We start from the raw sequence: 15,847 nt of genomic DNA on the forward strand, positions 1-15,847 counted from the left end.
TTCACTCTCCCTGTGTACATTAACAAAAAACCTTGTTTTACCTTAATATATTCTATATTTGCCATTTGTCCGTATGTAGATGATTATTTCTTTATTGCTTTTATTCTCAATGAAGTGAAAGTTTTTTCCAGATGACTGTATGTAGCTACCTGGTTCTAGCGATACTGCTTTTTGCTCTTTGCTATTGTAGTTAACTTGACCTGCAATAATAACCGATTTAAATTCGCTCGCTTCAGTATGTATCGTGCCTTTGAACTCTGCGGGTATCTTAACCATCGAACCTGATAATTTAGAAGGTTCACCCCAAACAAAATAAGCCTTTACACCTTTAGCTTCGATGAAGTTTAAATCCTTATGTTCCATCCATACAATATTGTTTCTATGAAGGTTTATAGGGTGCTCACCATTATCAAATTTTTCACTGGATGGCTTTACAAGGTATGGGCCAGAATCAATTTCTAAGTAGATAAGATTGGTTTCACCATTTGCAGCAGTAATATGCTCTTCTCCAGCAGGCTGAGTCCAATAAGATCCCATTGGCATCCACATTTTTTCAGCCTTTGGATCGTCGTTATGTAATTGCCCCTCAATCACAATACCGCGATAGGTTATATTGTGTATATGAGGGGGCGATTGAAAACCTTTTTTAAACCGAACTAACATGCCTGTTGCTGAATCTTTAGTTCGTTCTCCCCAAAGGTTTGCTGCACCGGGGCTCAAATCTCCTCGTGCTGGATTTAAATAGCCCCAATCAATATTGCTAGCTTTAACAACTTTTAACTTTTTACTATCTGCCAACGTTGAGGCTGAGAAGAACATTGAGAATAAGATAAATGTAAAAGCTAAATGCTTCATAGTGAGTTTCCTTTAAAGGTTTGATTCAATCAATATAAAAGTAGGAAGACTGTATAGCCATAAAGTACGGCCATTAGTGGTAATTAAAAGATAACAATGGCAAATAAGATTTAGTTACTTTTATAAGTACAGCCTAGGTGTTTGAAGTGGTGAACAGCAATACTGTTTTGCCGTTCAAACCACCAGACATATGTTTTGACAATATTTAAAGGTCAAGCAAACACAGTCATTTCATTGAGCGTAAACTCGGCTACAGCTCCTTCTGTCGCAGACATATAATCTACTATGTGTTGGTTAGCCATGTGGGTTTGCCAAAGTTCGCGTGATTCCCAGTTTTCATAAAGCATGAAGTGTGCAGGGCTTTCATTGTTTTGATGCAAGTCGTAATTAATACACCCCTCTTCTGCACGAGTGATTTCAATAAGTTTTAAAAGTTCAGCCTTTACCAAGTCAACTTTATCTGCATTTGCTTTAATGTTTGCTACGACTGTTAAATTTGCCATGATTAATTTCCTTTTCACAATTTGTTCGTTAATTGTTAGTTGTAATACTTACGTTTAAAAACCTTCTAGGACTATTTTTCCAATAGATTTTCCTGATTCTAGTGCTTCGTGCGCTGCTCTTAAGTTTTCAGCATTAATCGTTCCTAAGTTTTTGCCAACCGTTGTTTGGATGTAACCTTGGTCAATTAAGTCAGTTATTTTATTAAGTATATGGTGCTGTTCATTGAGATCTTTCGATTGGAACATTGAACGAGTGAACATAAATTCCCAGTGTAGTGACAAACTTTTAGGCTTAAGCTTAGTTATGTCTAATGATTCAGGATCATCAATTAAGGCAATTTTTCCCATAGGCACAAGTAAATCGACATAGCTATCTAAGTATGAATCTGTGTGGGTTAAGCTTGCAACATGGGTTACTTGTCCAATATTTAATTGTTCAATTTGATTTTTTAGCGGCTTTGAGTGATCAACTACATAGTCTGCTCCAAGTTTTTTTACCCACTGTGCTGAACTCTCACGAGAGGCTGTAGCAATAACCGTTGCTCCTGTTAATACACTAGCAAGCTGCACTAACATTGAGCCAACGCCACCCGCAGCACCCACAATCAAAATAATGTCACTTGACTGCTCTTTATCATTTGCATGCTGTTGTTTTATTGACAAACGTTCAAATAATAACTCCCAAGCAGTGATCGTCGTAAGTGGCAATGCGGCCGCTTCACTATCAGATAAGCTTCTAGGTTTATTACCAACGATTCGCTCGTCAACTAATTGATATTCAGCGTTACTACCTGAACGATTTAAATCGCCAGCGTAATAAACTTTATCGCCGGGATTGAAATGACTAACCAGTTCGCCTGTTGCGATGACTTCACCGACGGCATCCCAGCCAATAACTTTGTATCCGCCATTATCAGGCTCGACATTTTGGCGAATTTTATAATCAACAGGATTAACTGCAATCGACTTTACTTGAACTAACAAGTCGTGCCCTGAAGCTGAAGGTTTAGGTAATTCAATATCAACCAATGACTGAGGATTGTTGATAGGTAATGATTGAGTGTAGCCAATTGCTTTCATGATAAATCTCCGCTGCTCTGTAAACTTGAGGTCATCATACCGCTTGATTGTAAATTCAAAAACAGCATAATAATTGAATCTTTATCAAATTATTTTTGACAATAATGTTATTAGAAGATTTAAAAGTTGTACTGAAAGTGGCTGAATTTCGCAATATCACCGCCGCTGCCGAAAGTTTAGACATGCGCACAGCTACTGCTAGTGCAGCAATAAAAAGAGTAGAGCGTTCGCTTGGCATTGAATTATTCATAAGAACTACTCGACACTTGAGGCTATCTGTTGCCGGTGAAAAGTATATTCCAAATTGTGCTCAAGCATTACAAATGCTCGATTTAGCCCAACAAAATGTTAAAGATGATCTGGATATCATAGACGGTGAAATAAAAATTTCGGTGCCTTCAGATTTAGGGCGAAATCTTATTTTACCTTGGCTTGATGAGTTTATGGCGACCCATACAGGAATTACACTAAAACTTCATATTACTGATAGCAACATCGACTTTTATCGAGATCCCGTTGATATCGCGATACGCTATGGTATACCTAACGATGCAAACCTTTACGGCTTTAAAATATGTAACGTACCTCGTGTGCTTTGTGCAACCGAACAATACTTACAAAACAATCCCCAACTAAAGCACCCTAATGATTTGATATCACATAATGGTCTTCTGTATCAATTACATGACATTATTCACGATGTATGGGAATTTACCGAACATGGAAAACCTATCAAAGTAAAAATGCAAAGTAATCGCAGTTCTAATGATGCTGATTTAGTAAGACGTTGGTGTGTTGCTGGCAAAGGACTAGCGGTGAAATCTAGCTTAGATATGTCACATGATTTACTAAACGAAAAAATTGTATCAGTGTTAACTGATTTCGCGCCAAAACCCTCTGAACTATGGCTTATTTGCCCGAGTCGACAAACCATAACCCCTGCGGTGAGATTACTAAGAGAGCACCTCAAAACAAAGTGTCATGCAATATTTAATCAGTTAATTGATAAAGGAATTTTAAAAAAGGGAGGCCTTGAATAAGTACCTCGATTGAAATATTTCAAATGCGACTCCGCAGTTTAGATACTAGTTCCCACTAAAATAGTGATTACAATCGGTAATCTTGTTTACTGTCCCTAAGCCATTCACAGCATCTAATATCTCAGGCTCATGAGTATGCTCTAGAGGGATCTGTACACTAATTTGAACATTTCCACCTTGCTCTAGATGCATAGCATGCAGTGAACATTTGACCTTAGGTTAACAGTATATTACTTTTATTTAACATCTTTACGTGAACGTAAAGGTAAGCCGATATAAAACCTTTGCGGTTTTTCCATGGTTAGTGGTGCTCCATTGTGAGACAAAACATAAATTTTAAACCACTTTTAGGATAGATAAATGAATGTTGTAAAACAAACAGAGAAGCAATCCGCTTCCAATAAAAAAGAAAAAACATACAGTATCGGCGAGCTTTCAAAAGTATTTGATGTGACCCCAAGATCTATTCGTTTTTACGAAGAGCAAGGCCTGTTATCGCCTACTCGCTCAGGGCAAACACGAATCTACAGTAAAAAAGATAAAGTCAGATTAAAGCTTATATTACGGGGAAAACGCTTGGGGTTTTCTTTAGCAGAAACACGCACCCTGTTTAACCTGTATGACAGCCATCAAAATTCAAAAATCCAACTTCAAGCAATGTTGGAAATGACCAAAGAAAAACGCGCCTTATTGATTCAACAACTCGAAGACATCAACGTTTTAATGATTGAGTTGGATGAAGTTGAATCTCGCTGCCAAGACGAACTTGAACAAATAAACAAAGGAAAAACGGCATGAATGCTCCCTACCCTACACTGAACTTTGGATTAGGCGAAGATATCGATATGCTTCGCGATCACGTCTACAACTTTGCACAAGCAGAAATCGCGCCTTTGGCAGAAAGTGCAGATGAAGAAAATGCGTTTCCCAATCAGCTTTGGCCCAAACTCGGTGAGATGGGTTTATTAGGAGTGACTGTCTCTGAGCAATATGGCGGCTCAAATATGGGCTATCTAGCACATACTATTGCCATGGAAGAAGTTAGCCGAGCATCAGCGGGAATAGGTTTGAGCTACGGTGCCCACTCCAATCTTTGTGTTAATCAAATCCACAAAAACGGCACTGACGCCCAAAAAGAAAAGTACCTCCCCAAACTTGTTTCAGGAGAGCATATTGGTGCCTTAGCAATGAGTGAACCTAATGCTGGATCTGATGTAGTCAGCATGAAACTACGAGCCGATAAAAAGGGCGATAAATACGTTCTTAATGGCAATAAAATGTGGATCACCAATGGTCCAGATGCCGATACCTTCGTTATTTACGCAAAAACGGATGTTAAAGGCGGCTCCAAAGGCATTACTGCGTTTTTAGTGGAAAAGTCTTTCGCTGGTTTTAGCCAAGCACAGAAACTCGATAAATTAGGTATGCGCTCCTCAAATACTTGTGAATTGGTGTTCCAAGACTGCGAAGTCCCTGCGGAAAATATCCTCGGAGAAGAAGGTGGCGGTGTTCGTGTGTTAATGAGTGGTTTGGATTATGAAAGACTAGTGCTATCCGGCGGCCCACTAGGGATCATGCAGGCCTGTATGGACTTGGTTGTTCCTTATATTCACGACAGAAAACAATTTGGTCAATCCATCGGCCAATTCCAATTAGTGCAAGGCAAAGTTGCCGATATGTATACCCAAATGAATGCGGCCCGAGCTTACGTTTATGCAGTGGCTCGCTCCTGTGATCGCGGTGAAACCACCCGCAAAGATGCCGCAGGCGCGATTCTTTATTCTGCTGAATTAGCGACTAAGATGGCGCTAGATGCGATTCAATTGTTAGGCGGCAATGGTTACATCAATGAGTTTTCAGCAGGCCGTTTGTTACGTGATGCGAAGCTTTATGAAATCGGTGCAGGCACCTCAGAGATTCGTCGTATGTTAATCGGTCGCGAGTTATTTAACGAAACCAGTTAAATCGCCGTACTTTGACATCTAGATGTCATCACCCTGTGTTCAAATTTTATTAAATGGATTAGGAGCGACTGAATGCCCCCTATCGTCAGCAAATTAAATGTTAAAAGTCAGGAATTTATCGATAACGCTGCCAACATGGCGCAGCAAGTTAGCGATTTAAAAGAGGTTATTGCTAAAATTAAATTAGGTGGTGGTGACAAAGCAAATGCTCGGCATACCGCTAGAGGTAAATTATTACCTAGAGATAGAGTCAATGCGCTGTTAGACACTGGCTCACCTTTTCTGGAGTTATCTCAACTTGCCGCATGGAATGTGTACCAAGATTATGTGCCCGCCGCGGGGGTGATTGCCGGTATTGGCCGAGTGTCAGGTGTGGAATGCATGATAGTGGCGAACGATGCGACAGTTAAAGGAGGTACCTATTATCCGCTAACGGTTAAAAAGCATTTACGAGCGCAAACCATAGCTGAACAAAACAATTTACCCTGTATTTATTTAGTGGATTCTGGTGGTGCAAACCTGCCTAGACAAGACGAAGTTTTTCCAGATCGGGAACATTTTGGACGGATCTTTTACAATCAAGCCAATTTGTCAGCACAAAATATTCCGCAAATTGCGGTAGTAATGGGCTCATGTACCGCCGGTGGTGCTTATGTTCCTGCAATGGCCGATGAGTCAATTATTGTCAAAAACCAAGGCACGATTTTCTTAGGCGGTCCGCCACTCGTTCAAGCGGCCACCGGTGAAGTGGTTACTGCAGAGGAATTAGGCGGAGGCGACGTCCATTGTCGAACATCCGGTGTGGTCGATCACCTTGCCAATAATGATCGCCACGCGTTGCAATTGGCCAGAAACGCCATTGCCCGTTTAAACCGCACTAAACCCAATTATTTGGATCTAGTTGAGCCTAAAGAGCCCGCCTATCCCACCAGTGACATCTACGGAGTTATCCCCAAAGACAGTAAACAGCCTTTTGATGTTCGAGAAATCATCGCAAGGATCGTTGATGGCTCTGAATTCGACGAATTTAAAGCCCTATATGGCACAACATTGGTTTGTGGTTTTTCGCGAATTTATGGCACCCCTGTGGGCATAGTGGCAAACAATGGCATTTTATTCTCTGAGTCGGCACAAAAAGGCACGCACTTTATTGAGCTATGCGCCCAACGTAAAATTCCCTTGGTGTTTTTGCAAAATATCACCGGGTTTATGGTGGGTAAACAATACGAAGCTGGCGGAATCGCCAAACACGGCGCAAAAATGGTCACCGCAGTGGCCTGCGCCAAAGTTCCCAAGTTTACGGTATTAATTGGCGGTAGTTTCGGTGCCGGCAACTATGGCATGTGCGGCAGAGCCTATGATCCACGATTTATGTTCATGTGGCCCAATGCCCGCATCTCGGTGATGGGAGGAGAGCAGGCTGCTGGAGTACTAGCTCAGGTTAAACGTGACCAAAAACAACGCCATGACGAAACTTGGAGTGCTGAAGAAGAAAACGCCTTCAAACAACCGATTATTGATACTTATGAACAACAGGGGCATCCCTATTACGCGTCCGCACGACTTTGGGATGATGGTGTAATAGATCCTGCTGATACTCGTTTTGTGCTCGCCCTGTCGATTTCTGCAGCACTTAATAAACCCATCGAAGAAACACGCTTTGGCGTGTTTAGAATGTAAGGCAATTTTTGTTATGAATGATATACCGAGTTCCTTAACCACACATTCAGAAAATGTACTCTACGCCCTCGACTCTCGTGGCGTTGCGACTATTACATTAAACCGCCCTGAGGTACACAATGCATTTGACGATAAAACCATTGCGTTGCTCACCCACTATTTTAAACAGGTTGCCAGAGATGAAAACGCTCGAGTGTTGGTGTTACAGTCCAATGGCAAGAGCTTCTGTGCCGGAGCCGACCTCAATTGGATGAAGCGCATGGCAAGCTTTAGTTATGAGGAAAATGTAGAAGACGCCAACGCATTAGCGAACATGCTACACACCCTTTACACCCTGCCCAAACCAACCATTGCTAAAATTCAAGGGGCGGCATTTGGTGGTGCCGTTGGTCTAGTCTCATGTTGTGATATTGCCATTGCCAGTCGCCTAAGCAAGTTTTGTTTAAGTGAAGTAAAGTTGGGTTTAATCCCTGCCACTATTAGTCCTTATGTGATTGATGCCATAGGCGATAGAGTCGCCCGCCGATATTTTATGACCGCAGAAGTGTTTTCGGCCCGCCGAGCTCGCCGATTGGGCTTAGTCAGTGAAGCCGTTACCGAAGAAGAATTAACCTCAACGGTGGATTCATTAGTCAAACAGATTATCAATAACGGCCCAGTAGCAGTGGCTGCCGCTAAGCAATTAGTGTTTGATATTAAAGACGAACCACTAGATGAAGAACTTATTGAAAAAACCAGTTTACGCATTGCGACCACACGTGTATCCGAAGAAGGGCAAGAAGGATTAGCTGCGTTTTTGGAAAAGAGACAACCAGCATGGCGGGATAAGTCATGAGTGGATTGAACAAAATAGACAAACTACTGATTGCTAATCGTGGCGAAATTGCCTGTCGCATTATAAAAACAGCCAAATTATTAGGCATTAAAACTGTCGCGGTTTATTCCGATGCAGATATGAATGCACTCCATGTAAAAATGGCAGATGAAGCTGTTAGACTAGGTCCAGCGCCGTCTCGAGAAAGCTATTTAAAAGCTGAACTGATTATAGCCGCGGCCATAAAACTCAATGTAGACGCTATCCATCCTGGCTATGGTTTTTTATCGGAAAACTCCCAGTTTTGTCGTCTATGTGAACAACATAATATTATTTTTGTCGGCCCTCCCATTGGCGCAATAGAAGCCATGGGTTCAAAATCAGCGGCCAAACATATTATGGAGCAAGCTGGCGTTCCTTTAGTGCCGGGTTATCACGGTGATGACCAATCTCCAGAACTGTTGAAAAAGCATGCCGATGAGATGGGCTACCCAGTGCTATTAAAAGCTGCCGCTGGCGGCGGTGGCAAGGGAATGCGACAAGTCGCACAGAGTCAAGAGTTCTATGCAGCCCTAGACGCGGCAAAACGCGAAGCCATGTCTGGCTTTGGTGACGACATCATGTTGGTTGAAAAATACCTCACCCAACCCCGCCATGTGGAAATCCAAGTATTTTGTGATAACCACGAAAATGGTGTGTATCTGTTTGAGCGTGATTGTTCAGTGCAGCGACGCCACCAAAAAGTCATCGAAGAGGCGCCTGCCCCAGGTATGCCTGAAGAATTACGCCAACAAATGGGACAAGCGGCCTTAACCGCAGCTCAAGCCATTGGTTATGTAGGTGCAGGCACCGTTGAGTTTTTATTAGATAGTGACAACCAATTTTTCTTTATGGAGATGAACACTCGGTTACAAGTAGAGCACCCAGTAACGGAAATGATCACCGGACAAGATTTAGTGGAATGGCAACTCCGTGTAGCTGATGGTGAGACGTTGCCATTGCAACAAGAACAATTAGAATTAAACGGACATGCTTTTGAAGCGAGAATTTACGCTGAAGATCCCAATAACCAGTTTTTGCCTTCTTCCGGCGTATTAAGTCGTTTGATGCCGCCAGCAGAGCACGATAATGTGCGTGTTGATACAGGTGTTTTGCAGGGAGATGAAGTCTCGCCCTATTACGATCCCATGATCGCTAAATTAATTGTCTGGGATCAAAATCGTGAAAAAGCCCTAACAAAACTTGCCCAAGCGTTAAGTCGTTATCAGGTGGATGGGGTTACTACAAATATCGATTTTCTTTACAACTTAGCCACTCATCCAGCTTTCAAACAAGCTCAATTAAGTACCCATTTTATTGAACAGCATGAGACTGACCTGTTTGTCAGTGACGCGCCACAGCGAGAGTTATTAACTCCGTTGGCAGTAACTTATTTGCTATTGCAACGACAAGCAGCAACCTTAGCTACACAAAAACAAACCTCAACTTTAGGTTCACCTTGGGATCTGCACAATCACTGGCGTATGAATGAACAGCTCAGGGAAGTTTTGAGTGTTGAAATTCAACAGCACACGATTGAAGTAAGCGTTGAATATTCGTCATGCCCAAAAAGCAGTAAAGAAGTCTTTAAGGTCACCACGCCGGAAGGCTGTTTTGAATGTGCGGGTAATCTCGAAGGAAATCACTTTGAGGCCAGCATCGACAATCAACACCTGAACGTAACCCTGCAAGCTCATCAAGGGTTCACTACCCTATTTACCCAAGAATATGCCATTCAATGTAAGCTCAATGGGCCTGACTTAGGGTTAAGTGATGCAGATGATCACCATGGCGGATTTGAAGCCCCTATGAACGGCACCATCGTCAGTCAAGTTGTTGAAGTGAATAGCACTGTTGAAAAAGGACAAACACTAATGGTGATGGAAGCGATGAAAATGGAACATGCCATTAAAGCGCCTAAAGCTGGTGTAGTTAAAGAATTCTATTTTGCTGCTGGCGATCTTGTGGATGGTGGCGCGGTCTTGCTGGACTTTGAAGCCGAGGAGTAAACCTATGACAAGCAGTTATCCAACACAGGTTAAAATCGTCGAAGTTGGTCCCAGAGATGGATTACAAAATGAAAAACAACAGATTCCCTTAGCCAATAAACTACAGTTAATCGATGATTTAACCCGCGCCGGAGTGAAATTTATTGAAGCTGGCAGTTTTGTGTCTCCTAAATGGGTACCACAAATGGCTGACAGCAGTGAGTTATTTAACAAACTAAAGCGTCAATCCGGTATGACCTATTCGGCATTAACCCCCAATCTTCAAGGTTACAATAACGCCAAAACAGCAAAGGTTGACGAGGTAGCCATATTTGGCGCGGCATCTGAAACCTTCTCGCAAAAAAATATCAACTGCTCTATCGCCGAAAGTTTAGCGCGCTTTGTTCCCATTGTGGAGCAAGCTAAACAGGATAAGATCCCTGTGCGAGGGTATGTTTCATGTGTTTTAGGCTGCCCCTATGAAGGCGATATTGCGCCACAAAAAGTGGCTGAAGTGAGTCAGCAGTTATTGGCCATGGGATGTTATGAAGTGTCCCTTGGGGATACCATAGGTGTGGGTACGCCCATCAAAACCCAAAACATGTTAGATGTTGTGCAGCAAGTGATACCCAAGGACAAAATTGCGGTGCATTTTCATGATACCTACGGACAAGCATTAGCCAATATTTTAATCGCACTGCAACAAGGCATAAGCACCATTGACAGTGCTGTAGCAGGTTTAGGAGGATGTCCTTATGCTAAAGGTGCATCAGGCAATGTGGCCACCGAAGATGTGGTGTTCATGTTAAACGGCATGGGAATAAACACCGGCATTAATATAGATAAACTGGTGAAAGCGGGAAACAAGATCATGCAAACACTAGGACGAAAGTCTACTTCTAAGGTGGCGAACGCTCTATTAGCTTAAGCATTGTGACTTACTTATTTATGCAAAAGTAACAAAAACTGGCATTTGTTATGCGGGTTTTGCTTGCTTCTGTTTGTGCTTTTTCAGTGCTTGCTGAAAGATGAGTTTCGCCTCTTCTTTTGCTCTAACCGGATCATTGTTAGATTTTCCAATCCTGGCGACAATGTTATTTAGATCATCGGTGTTCATGCAATCTTCCAGTATGCTCAGACGATCTTCTATCTCTGGAAATTTTTTCAAAACAGCTGCGGATATTAATGGCTGGGCTAAATAGCGGGGGAAAAATTGATCGGTATCTTTCAGTATAATCACATCGCCACCGGTAACCTGCGGATCAGACTCGTATCCCACAAAAACCTCGGCCTCACCACTTTCTTTTGCAGAATAGCGATCGGTTATGCTGCAAGGTAAAACCGATTTAAATTTAACGCCATATTCTAACAAACCCAGTAAACAGTCCTTGCGGTTCATAAATTCCGGATCCGCACTGAATGTTAGCTTAGCTCCCTTGGTTTTTAAGTCGCTAATACAGGTTATCTCTTCTGACTCAGCCGTTTCTGGTGTCATCACCAGGCAGTAATCTTCGCTACAACCAAGATTACCTAACCATTTAATGCCTAAGCCCTGACCATAACGATTCAACTCATCAGTTAAGGTGTTTGCTGATTTGACCTCATGGGCTTCAGTTTTATGCTGAATATTAAAATACTGCAAACAAGTGCCGGTGTAATCCATATAAACATCTAACCATCGATACTTTAATTCTGCGAAATTATGCATGCTGTCACCATTGGGATAACGTATTTCGCAAACGAAATGTGGATTATCATGGCGTATCGCCAAAGCTAACAGTTCAGTGAAGAACATCTGTGACAGATCACTCTTAGCACCAATAATAATTTTTGGATTTGGCCCTTCCAATCGTTGTGAGGCCAATACGTCTTCACCAGCTAATATAGGCCAAAATGATTGTTCGGAAGTGCTAACTTGACGCTGTACACGACCAATGGTTTGACTGAAGTTTGATTCCATTTCATTGAGTTGCACATGAAATTCTTTGTCGGAAACCTTCAAGGTTAACGATTGAATAAAACTAGGCATATTGATAATCACAAATGGCATGATCAATAACGCAAATAAGATCAAAACCTGATTTGTGGCTCGTAAATATTCATCAAGCCCAAATAGTTTTAACTCCGCAAGAAAAAATAACAGCACAGCTAAGCAGTATATAAAAAGTAAATAAGGTGCTGATTTTGATAAGAAACTACTCTTTTTCTTAGATTTCATAGATTCTCCATTAAACTTATTATTGCAACTGAACGGCTGTTGGCTCAAAACAATATAAGTTTGTTTTTGACGCTAAAGGACCATTTAACACATTCGCAATGACTTTTTGTTGGTTAATAATTTCAAGGTTATTTAAGAATAATTCAGGCCATTGCCGCACCAAGGCTTTGGTCCCTTTAGGAAAGGTAAATACTTCATTGGGCATACAACGCACTAATTGCTGATCATAACGCTGTCCTTGCACAAGTTGTTTACCGCCGGTTGATACCAACCTTACGGAATCGGCCATATCAATTTCATTGGCAGCTTGTGTGAGTAAACTTTTAAAAGCATGAGGATTGCTTTTTAAATTATTAAGTACCTGATTAAATTGATTTCTAAGAGATAGGTTGTTTGGATTGTTTTTCGAGAACATAACGCTATGGGGTACGTAATCAATATATTTAGCAAAACCAATTTTAGCGGATAACGTAGGCATAGACTGAGTTAAAACCGACTCCCCTACTTGTTTGGACTCAATAAATACTTTGGGTTTAGATGTATAAGCTAACCATATCAAGGCTTCAGACATTGGCATTTTACATTCATTGCGACCTGATGAGTTTATGGGGGTGTGCATCTCAATATCTGGCGTCACAATAAGGTGTGAGTTTTCGATTAGCTCTTCTACATTGCCTATTGTTGATTTAGTAGATTGGTAGACATAAAAAGGTTGTGTATCCAAATGATTCAAAATTAATGGATCTGTGTAGTCAATTTGTAAAACCCGTTGGGATATTTTCAACCTGCGTGCTTCAGCGCTATTTGCAACCTCATTTAATTGCCCTTGGGTTAACTTTTTTGCGCTCACAAGTACCCATTCTCGATTACCGTCTAGCATTTCAAAGCCTTGTAAGGTGTCTTTAAAATGACAGGTATTGTTAGGAATGAATTGGCGTAATTTGGGCGTATATTCATATCCAGCTAAAGTGATGACTGCGTATTTTTGTAAATCGGAGGGATTCGCTATTGTCGCAGCAGAAGGATTGTGTTTTAAATGAAAGAAGATCCCGTTAGGCACATCAATTATGGGGTCACTAAAATAAAATTGGTTTTCTCGTTCTGGCGTTTTAATGTAGGGATAGGTTCCCCTAATTTGACTATCCTGCTGTGACGATTGCGCTTTTGTATATGCCAGCTCCCAGGGCATAAATTGCAAATCTACGCGATAGCCCATCTGCTCAAAAACGGATTTAACCACGACGCTTGCGATACCATTCTGGGGTAAAGTCTCACCAGAATACGGAGTCCATTCCCCCGAAGATAGATGAATAACCTTTGGTCCTGTTGCAGGTTGTGAACTTGAATAAACAATGGCGGCGATTAAAAGTAACAATGCGATAATCAAACTAACCATAATCATAGGGTTACTTTTAGAGCGAGCTGTATCCAAAGTCTCAACCTTTCCATCAAAAAGGTGACATCGCATCACCAACCTGTATAAATTCTATACAACAATCTAACATTTGTCAGCTTGATAACAAACTTAAGGTAAATAAAAGTAATTATTCATGGCAAGCTAGTAGATAGTCAGCGTAAACCTCTTTCAATCTAGGCTATAAAGCCGTAATTTAGAGTTTATTCCTTTGATGTTACGGTGAATTATTGATGTTTTTAGCTGGAATAAAGCGCGCTAGTTGCGGCTTCTTGCTGTTTACAAGCTTAAATGCTTTTTCTGAGGTTGTGTTAACTGAAAAGTTCGAACACTATTCCATTGCCCCCACGACTCGACAGCAAATAAAAATTGAATTGCGCGCAAACTCCCCCGTTGTAAAAGAAAATCAACTATTTCACGGTCGCACACAATGGCAGTTAACTCCGGTTTTCGGATTACAAATTAGCGGCAACCTGTGCCGACTTGTAGGTATCAAAGTGTATTTAGAGGGGCTTTATACCATGCCCGAAATGTCTAACAGAGAAACCGCAGCAGAAAGCTTAAAACAAACCTTTGACGATTATTACGCTGCTTTATTGGATCATGAAAAAGGCCATCAGGCGATTTGGATTGAAGCTGGTGAAAGCATTGAACGAAAACTAAAAAGCATGCCTCCCCATTTTCAATGCAGCCAATTAAAATCCCAAGCCAGCAAAAAAGTCGCCAAACTCGTAAAGTTCTACCAACTACAGAATAAACAATACGACCAAGACACCGGACACGGCAAAACCCAAGGTGTGTTTATTTCTGGAAAATAAAGGGTTAAGGTCAAGAGAGGCTTGTTGCACCTTATTAATTTTCAGAAGTTATTTTCTCAGTACGTCCTGAATTGAAGAGACCATTTATGTTGCGTATTTTTTCACTATGTATAACTGTCTTGAGCATCAATACCGTTATTGCTCAGAGCACTTTAAGCGAATCTCCCTCTGTTTCCCTCAAAAATGAAACTATTAGCGAAATCCAAACTGCATCCACAACCAAGGATGTTAATGTGCTTTCATGGAACATTTCTGGTGATGCCTTCATAAAAGAGCCAGCCCTATTTAAATCACTGGTAGAAAGGTCGCGTCCTGATATTCTGTTGCTAGATGAAGTAACAGACAAAGCGAATGAGGCGCAACTACAAAAGGCTTTACAAGCATCTAACGTCCACGATCAAAGTAACTGGCACATGAGCTTTGGAGTGAGCGGAGGTAGACAAAGAACCGTTATTGCTAGCCGTTACCCAATTGAACCTTTAATAGAATTTCAAAGAATAGTGGCTTACCCAAACCTTGATAAAGCACGTTTAAAAGAGCTTATAATTAAAGACGGCGAATTAAAATATGCACAGAGCTTAGACTCAGGCATATCTGTTAATGGAGCAATAATTATTACCGAAAACAAACGACTATTAGTCGTTTCTCTTGATTTAGAGTGCTGCGGAAATTACCCAAGCAGTTGGGAAGAAGACAAGCGCAGAGTCGAAGCGCGAGAAATCCGAAAACAAATAAAACGTGTAATCCAGCGAGTACAAGTAGATGGTATTATTGTCGCCGGAGATCTAAATCTAGTCAGCACTGTTAAGCCACTAGTTATTATATCGGGTCCATATGAAAAGCCACATTCTGGTTTGATAGCAGCTGACTTAACTCATATTGACAAGAGGCAAACCTGGACATGGGACGGGCGTGGTACCAAGTTTCCATCTCGGGTATTAGATTTAGTTATTTATAGCCCAACAAGTTTAAAACTCAATAGTGGCTATATTTTTAACCCAGAGCTTCTTTCCCTTGAAGCCCAACAGTCTTTAAAACTTTCGGGAAAAAAATTAGAGAAGATATTTAGTCATCTACCCCTATTAACAAAGTTTAGTTGGAACGTTGAATAACTAAATAAAGCAGTGACATAGAATGGGTTATAGGCTCACGGTATGAGCTTATTTAGCCCCCCAAAATAACGACTTAACAAATACTTTCCAATCAATAAGCACTTAATGGTGTAAAAAGTTATGTTTCGTTTTTTTAAATGAGAATTTATTGGCGATTTTAGGGATGACGGTCTAAATACAGCAGCTTGATACTCATTGAGCCTCCCCAATCAGCGTAACTTTTCAACTACTCTGATAGGTGACAAAACCAAACGGAGAAGCTCAATGAACTTTTATACTAATACACATCCATACTATTGTGGAATTGATTTACACGCTCGCC

Annotated in this window: 14 protein-coding genes; 9 read left to right on the top strand and 5 right to left on the bottom strand. The window is 41.2% G+C overall.

Annotation, left to right across the window (positions count from 1 at the left end; translation table 11 throughout):
* Positions 1-42: 42 nt before the first annotated feature.
* From ABJV04_RS17450 to ABJV04_RS17460, 3 genes are all read right to left on the bottom strand, one after another.
* On the bottom strand, positions 43-819 hold the full coding sequence (locus ABJV04_RS17450; protein WP_348492899.1) for a DUF4437 domain-containing protein: 777 nt from the start codon (positions 817-819) through the stop codon (positions 43-45).
* A gap of 248 nt (positions 820-1,067) precedes the next feature.
* On the bottom strand, positions 1,068-1,358 hold the full coding sequence (locus ABJV04_RS17455; RefSeq protein WP_348492885.1) for a putative quinol monooxygenase: 291 nt from the start codon (positions 1,356-1,358) through the stop codon (positions 1,068-1,070).
* 54 nt (positions 1,359-1,412) lie between these two features.
* Entirely contained in the window at positions 1,413-2,438 is a 1,026-nt protein-coding gene (locus ABJV04_RS17460; protein WP_348492886.1) for a zinc-binding alcohol dehydrogenase family protein, read from the bottom strand.
* A 104-nt stretch (positions 2,439-2,542) separates the two neighbouring features.
* Here ABJV04_RS17460 and ABJV04_RS17465 point away from each other — a divergent pair, with 104 nt between their 5' ends.
* From ABJV04_RS17465 to ABJV04_RS17495, 7 genes are all read left to right on the top strand, one after another.
* Complete coding sequence (locus ABJV04_RS17465) at positions 2,543-3,478, top strand: LysR substrate-binding domain-containing protein (protein WP_348492887.1); 936 nt, start codon at positions 2,543-2,545, stop codon at positions 3,476-3,478.
* A gap of 360 nt (positions 3,479-3,838) precedes the next feature.
* Positions 3,839-4,276 (top strand): MerR family DNA-binding transcriptional regulator, encoded by a 438-nt coding sequence (locus ABJV04_RS17470; protein WP_348492888.1) that lies wholly within the window; start codon positions 3,839-3,841, stop codon positions 4,274-4,276.
* Positions 4,273-5,442 carry an isovaleryl-CoA dehydrogenase gene (locus ABJV04_RS17475; RefSeq protein ID WP_348492889.1) on the top strand — a complete coding sequence of 390 codons (1,170 nt, stop codon included), beginning with the start codon at positions 4,273-4,275 and terminating at the stop codon, positions 5,440-5,442. Before ABJV04_RS17470 ends, ABJV04_RS17475 begins: the two co-directional genes overlap by 4 nt.
* A gap of 72 nt (positions 5,443-5,514) precedes the next feature.
* Entirely contained in the window at positions 5,515-7,122 is a 1,608-nt protein-coding gene (locus ABJV04_RS17480; protein ID WP_348492890.1) for a carboxyl transferase domain-containing protein, read from the top strand.
* A 13-nt stretch (positions 7,123-7,135) separates the two neighbouring features.
* Entirely contained in the window at positions 7,136-7,957 is an 822-nt protein-coding gene (locus tag ABJV04_RS17485; RefSeq protein WP_348492891.1) for an enoyl-CoA hydratase/isomerase family protein, read from the top strand.
* A complete protein-coding gene (locus tag ABJV04_RS17490; RefSeq protein ID WP_348492892.1) occupies positions 7,954-9,984 on the top strand; it encodes an acetyl/propionyl/methylcrotonyl-CoA carboxylase subunit alpha in 2,031 nt (676 codons plus the stop codon). Before ABJV04_RS17485 ends, ABJV04_RS17490 begins: the two co-directional genes overlap by 4 nt.
* Before the next feature lie 4 nt (positions 9,985-9,988).
* Entirely contained in the window at positions 9,989-10,891 is a 903-nt protein-coding gene (locus ABJV04_RS17495; RefSeq protein ID WP_348492893.1) for a hydroxymethylglutaryl-CoA lyase, read from the top strand.
* Positions 10,892-10,939: 48 nt separating this feature from the next.
* Here the strand turns inward: ABJV04_RS17495 and ABJV04_RS17500 are convergent, their stop codons facing one another.
* Both ABJV04_RS17500 and ABJV04_RS17505 read right to left on the bottom strand, forming a co-directional pair.
* Positions 10,940-12,181 (bottom strand): glycine betaine ABC transporter substrate-binding protein, encoded by a 1,242-nt coding sequence (locus ABJV04_RS17500; protein ID WP_348492894.1) that lies wholly within the window; start codon positions 12,179-12,181, stop codon positions 10,940-10,942.
* Between the two features lie 19 nt (positions 12,182-12,200).
* Complete coding sequence (locus ABJV04_RS17505; RefSeq protein WP_348492895.1) at positions 12,201-13,613, bottom strand: transporter substrate-binding domain-containing protein; 1,413 nt, start codon at positions 13,611-13,613, stop codon at positions 12,201-12,203.
* Positions 13,614-13,828: 215 nt separating this feature from the next.
* Between ABJV04_RS17505 and ABJV04_RS17510 the strand changes: the two genes are divergently transcribed.
* Together ABJV04_RS17510 and ABJV04_RS17515 are read left to right on the top strand one after the other, a co-directional pair.
* The gene (locus tag ABJV04_RS17510) at positions 13,829-14,413 is read left to right on the top strand and encodes a DUF922 domain-containing protein (RefSeq protein WP_348492896.1); all 585 of its coding nucleotides are present in this window, start codon (positions 13,829-13,831) and stop codon (positions 14,411-14,413) included.
* Positions 14,414-14,499: 86 nt separating this feature from the next.
* A complete protein-coding gene (locus ABJV04_RS17515; RefSeq protein ID WP_348492897.1) occupies positions 14,500-15,525 on the top strand; it encodes an endonuclease/exonuclease/phosphatase family protein in 1,026 nt (341 codons plus the stop codon).
* The last annotated feature ends 322 nt before the right edge of the window (positions 15,526-15,847 follow it).

Origin of the sequence: Aliiglaciecola sp. (assembly GCF_039982535.1) — a bacterium.
GTDB lineage: Bacteria > Pseudomonadota > Gammaproteobacteria > Enterobacterales > Alteromonadaceae > Aliiglaciecola.

Excerpts from the sequence above, each read along its gene's own strand:
- ABJV04_RS17450 (WP_348492899.1), bottom strand. The coding sequence starts at position 819 with ATGTTCTTCTCAGCCTCAACGTTGGCAGATAGTAAAAAGTTAAAAGTT.
- ABJV04_RS17455 (WP_348492885.1), bottom strand. The coding sequence starts at position 1,358 with ATGGCAAATTTAACAGTCGTAGCAAACATTAAAGCAAATGCAGATAAA.
- ABJV04_RS17460 (WP_348492886.1), bottom strand. The coding sequence starts at position 2,438 with ATGAAAGCAATTGGCTACACTCAATCATTACCTATCAACAATCCTCAG.
- ABJV04_RS17465 (WP_348492887.1), top strand. The coding sequence starts at position 2,543 with ATGTTATTAGAAGATTTAAAAGTTGTACTGAAAGTGGCTGAATTTCGC.
- ABJV04_RS17470 (WP_348492888.1), top strand. The coding sequence starts at position 3,839 with ATGAATGTTGTAAAACAAACAGAGAAGCAATCCGCTTCCAATAAAAAA.
- ABJV04_RS17475 (WP_348492889.1), top strand. The coding sequence starts at position 4,273 with ATGAATGCTCCCTACCCTACACTGAACTTTGGATTAGGCGAAGATATC.
- ABJV04_RS17480 (WP_348492890.1), top strand. The coding sequence starts at position 5,515 with ATGCCCCCTATCGTCAGCAAATTAAATGTTAAAAGTCAGGAATTTATC.
- ABJV04_RS17485 (WP_348492891.1), top strand. The coding sequence starts at position 7,136 with ATGAATGATATACCGAGTTCCTTAACCACACATTCAGAAAATGTACTC.
- ABJV04_RS17490 (WP_348492892.1), top strand. The coding sequence starts at position 7,954 with ATGAGTGGATTGAACAAAATAGACAAACTACTGATTGCTAATCGTGGC.
- ABJV04_RS17495 (WP_348492893.1), top strand. The coding sequence starts at position 9,989 with ATGACAAGCAGTTATCCAACACAGGTTAAAATCGTCGAAGTTGGTCCC.
- ABJV04_RS17500 (WP_348492894.1), bottom strand. The coding sequence starts at position 12,181 with ATGAAATCTAAGAAAAAGAGTAGTTTCTTATCAAAATCAGCACCTTAT.
- ABJV04_RS17510 (WP_348492896.1), top strand. The coding sequence starts at position 13,829 with ATGTTTTTAGCTGGAATAAAGCGCGCTAGTTGCGGCTTCTTGCTGTTT.
- ABJV04_RS17515 (WP_348492897.1), top strand. The coding sequence starts at position 14,500 with ATGTTGCGTATTTTTTCACTATGTATAACTGTCTTGAGCATCAATACC.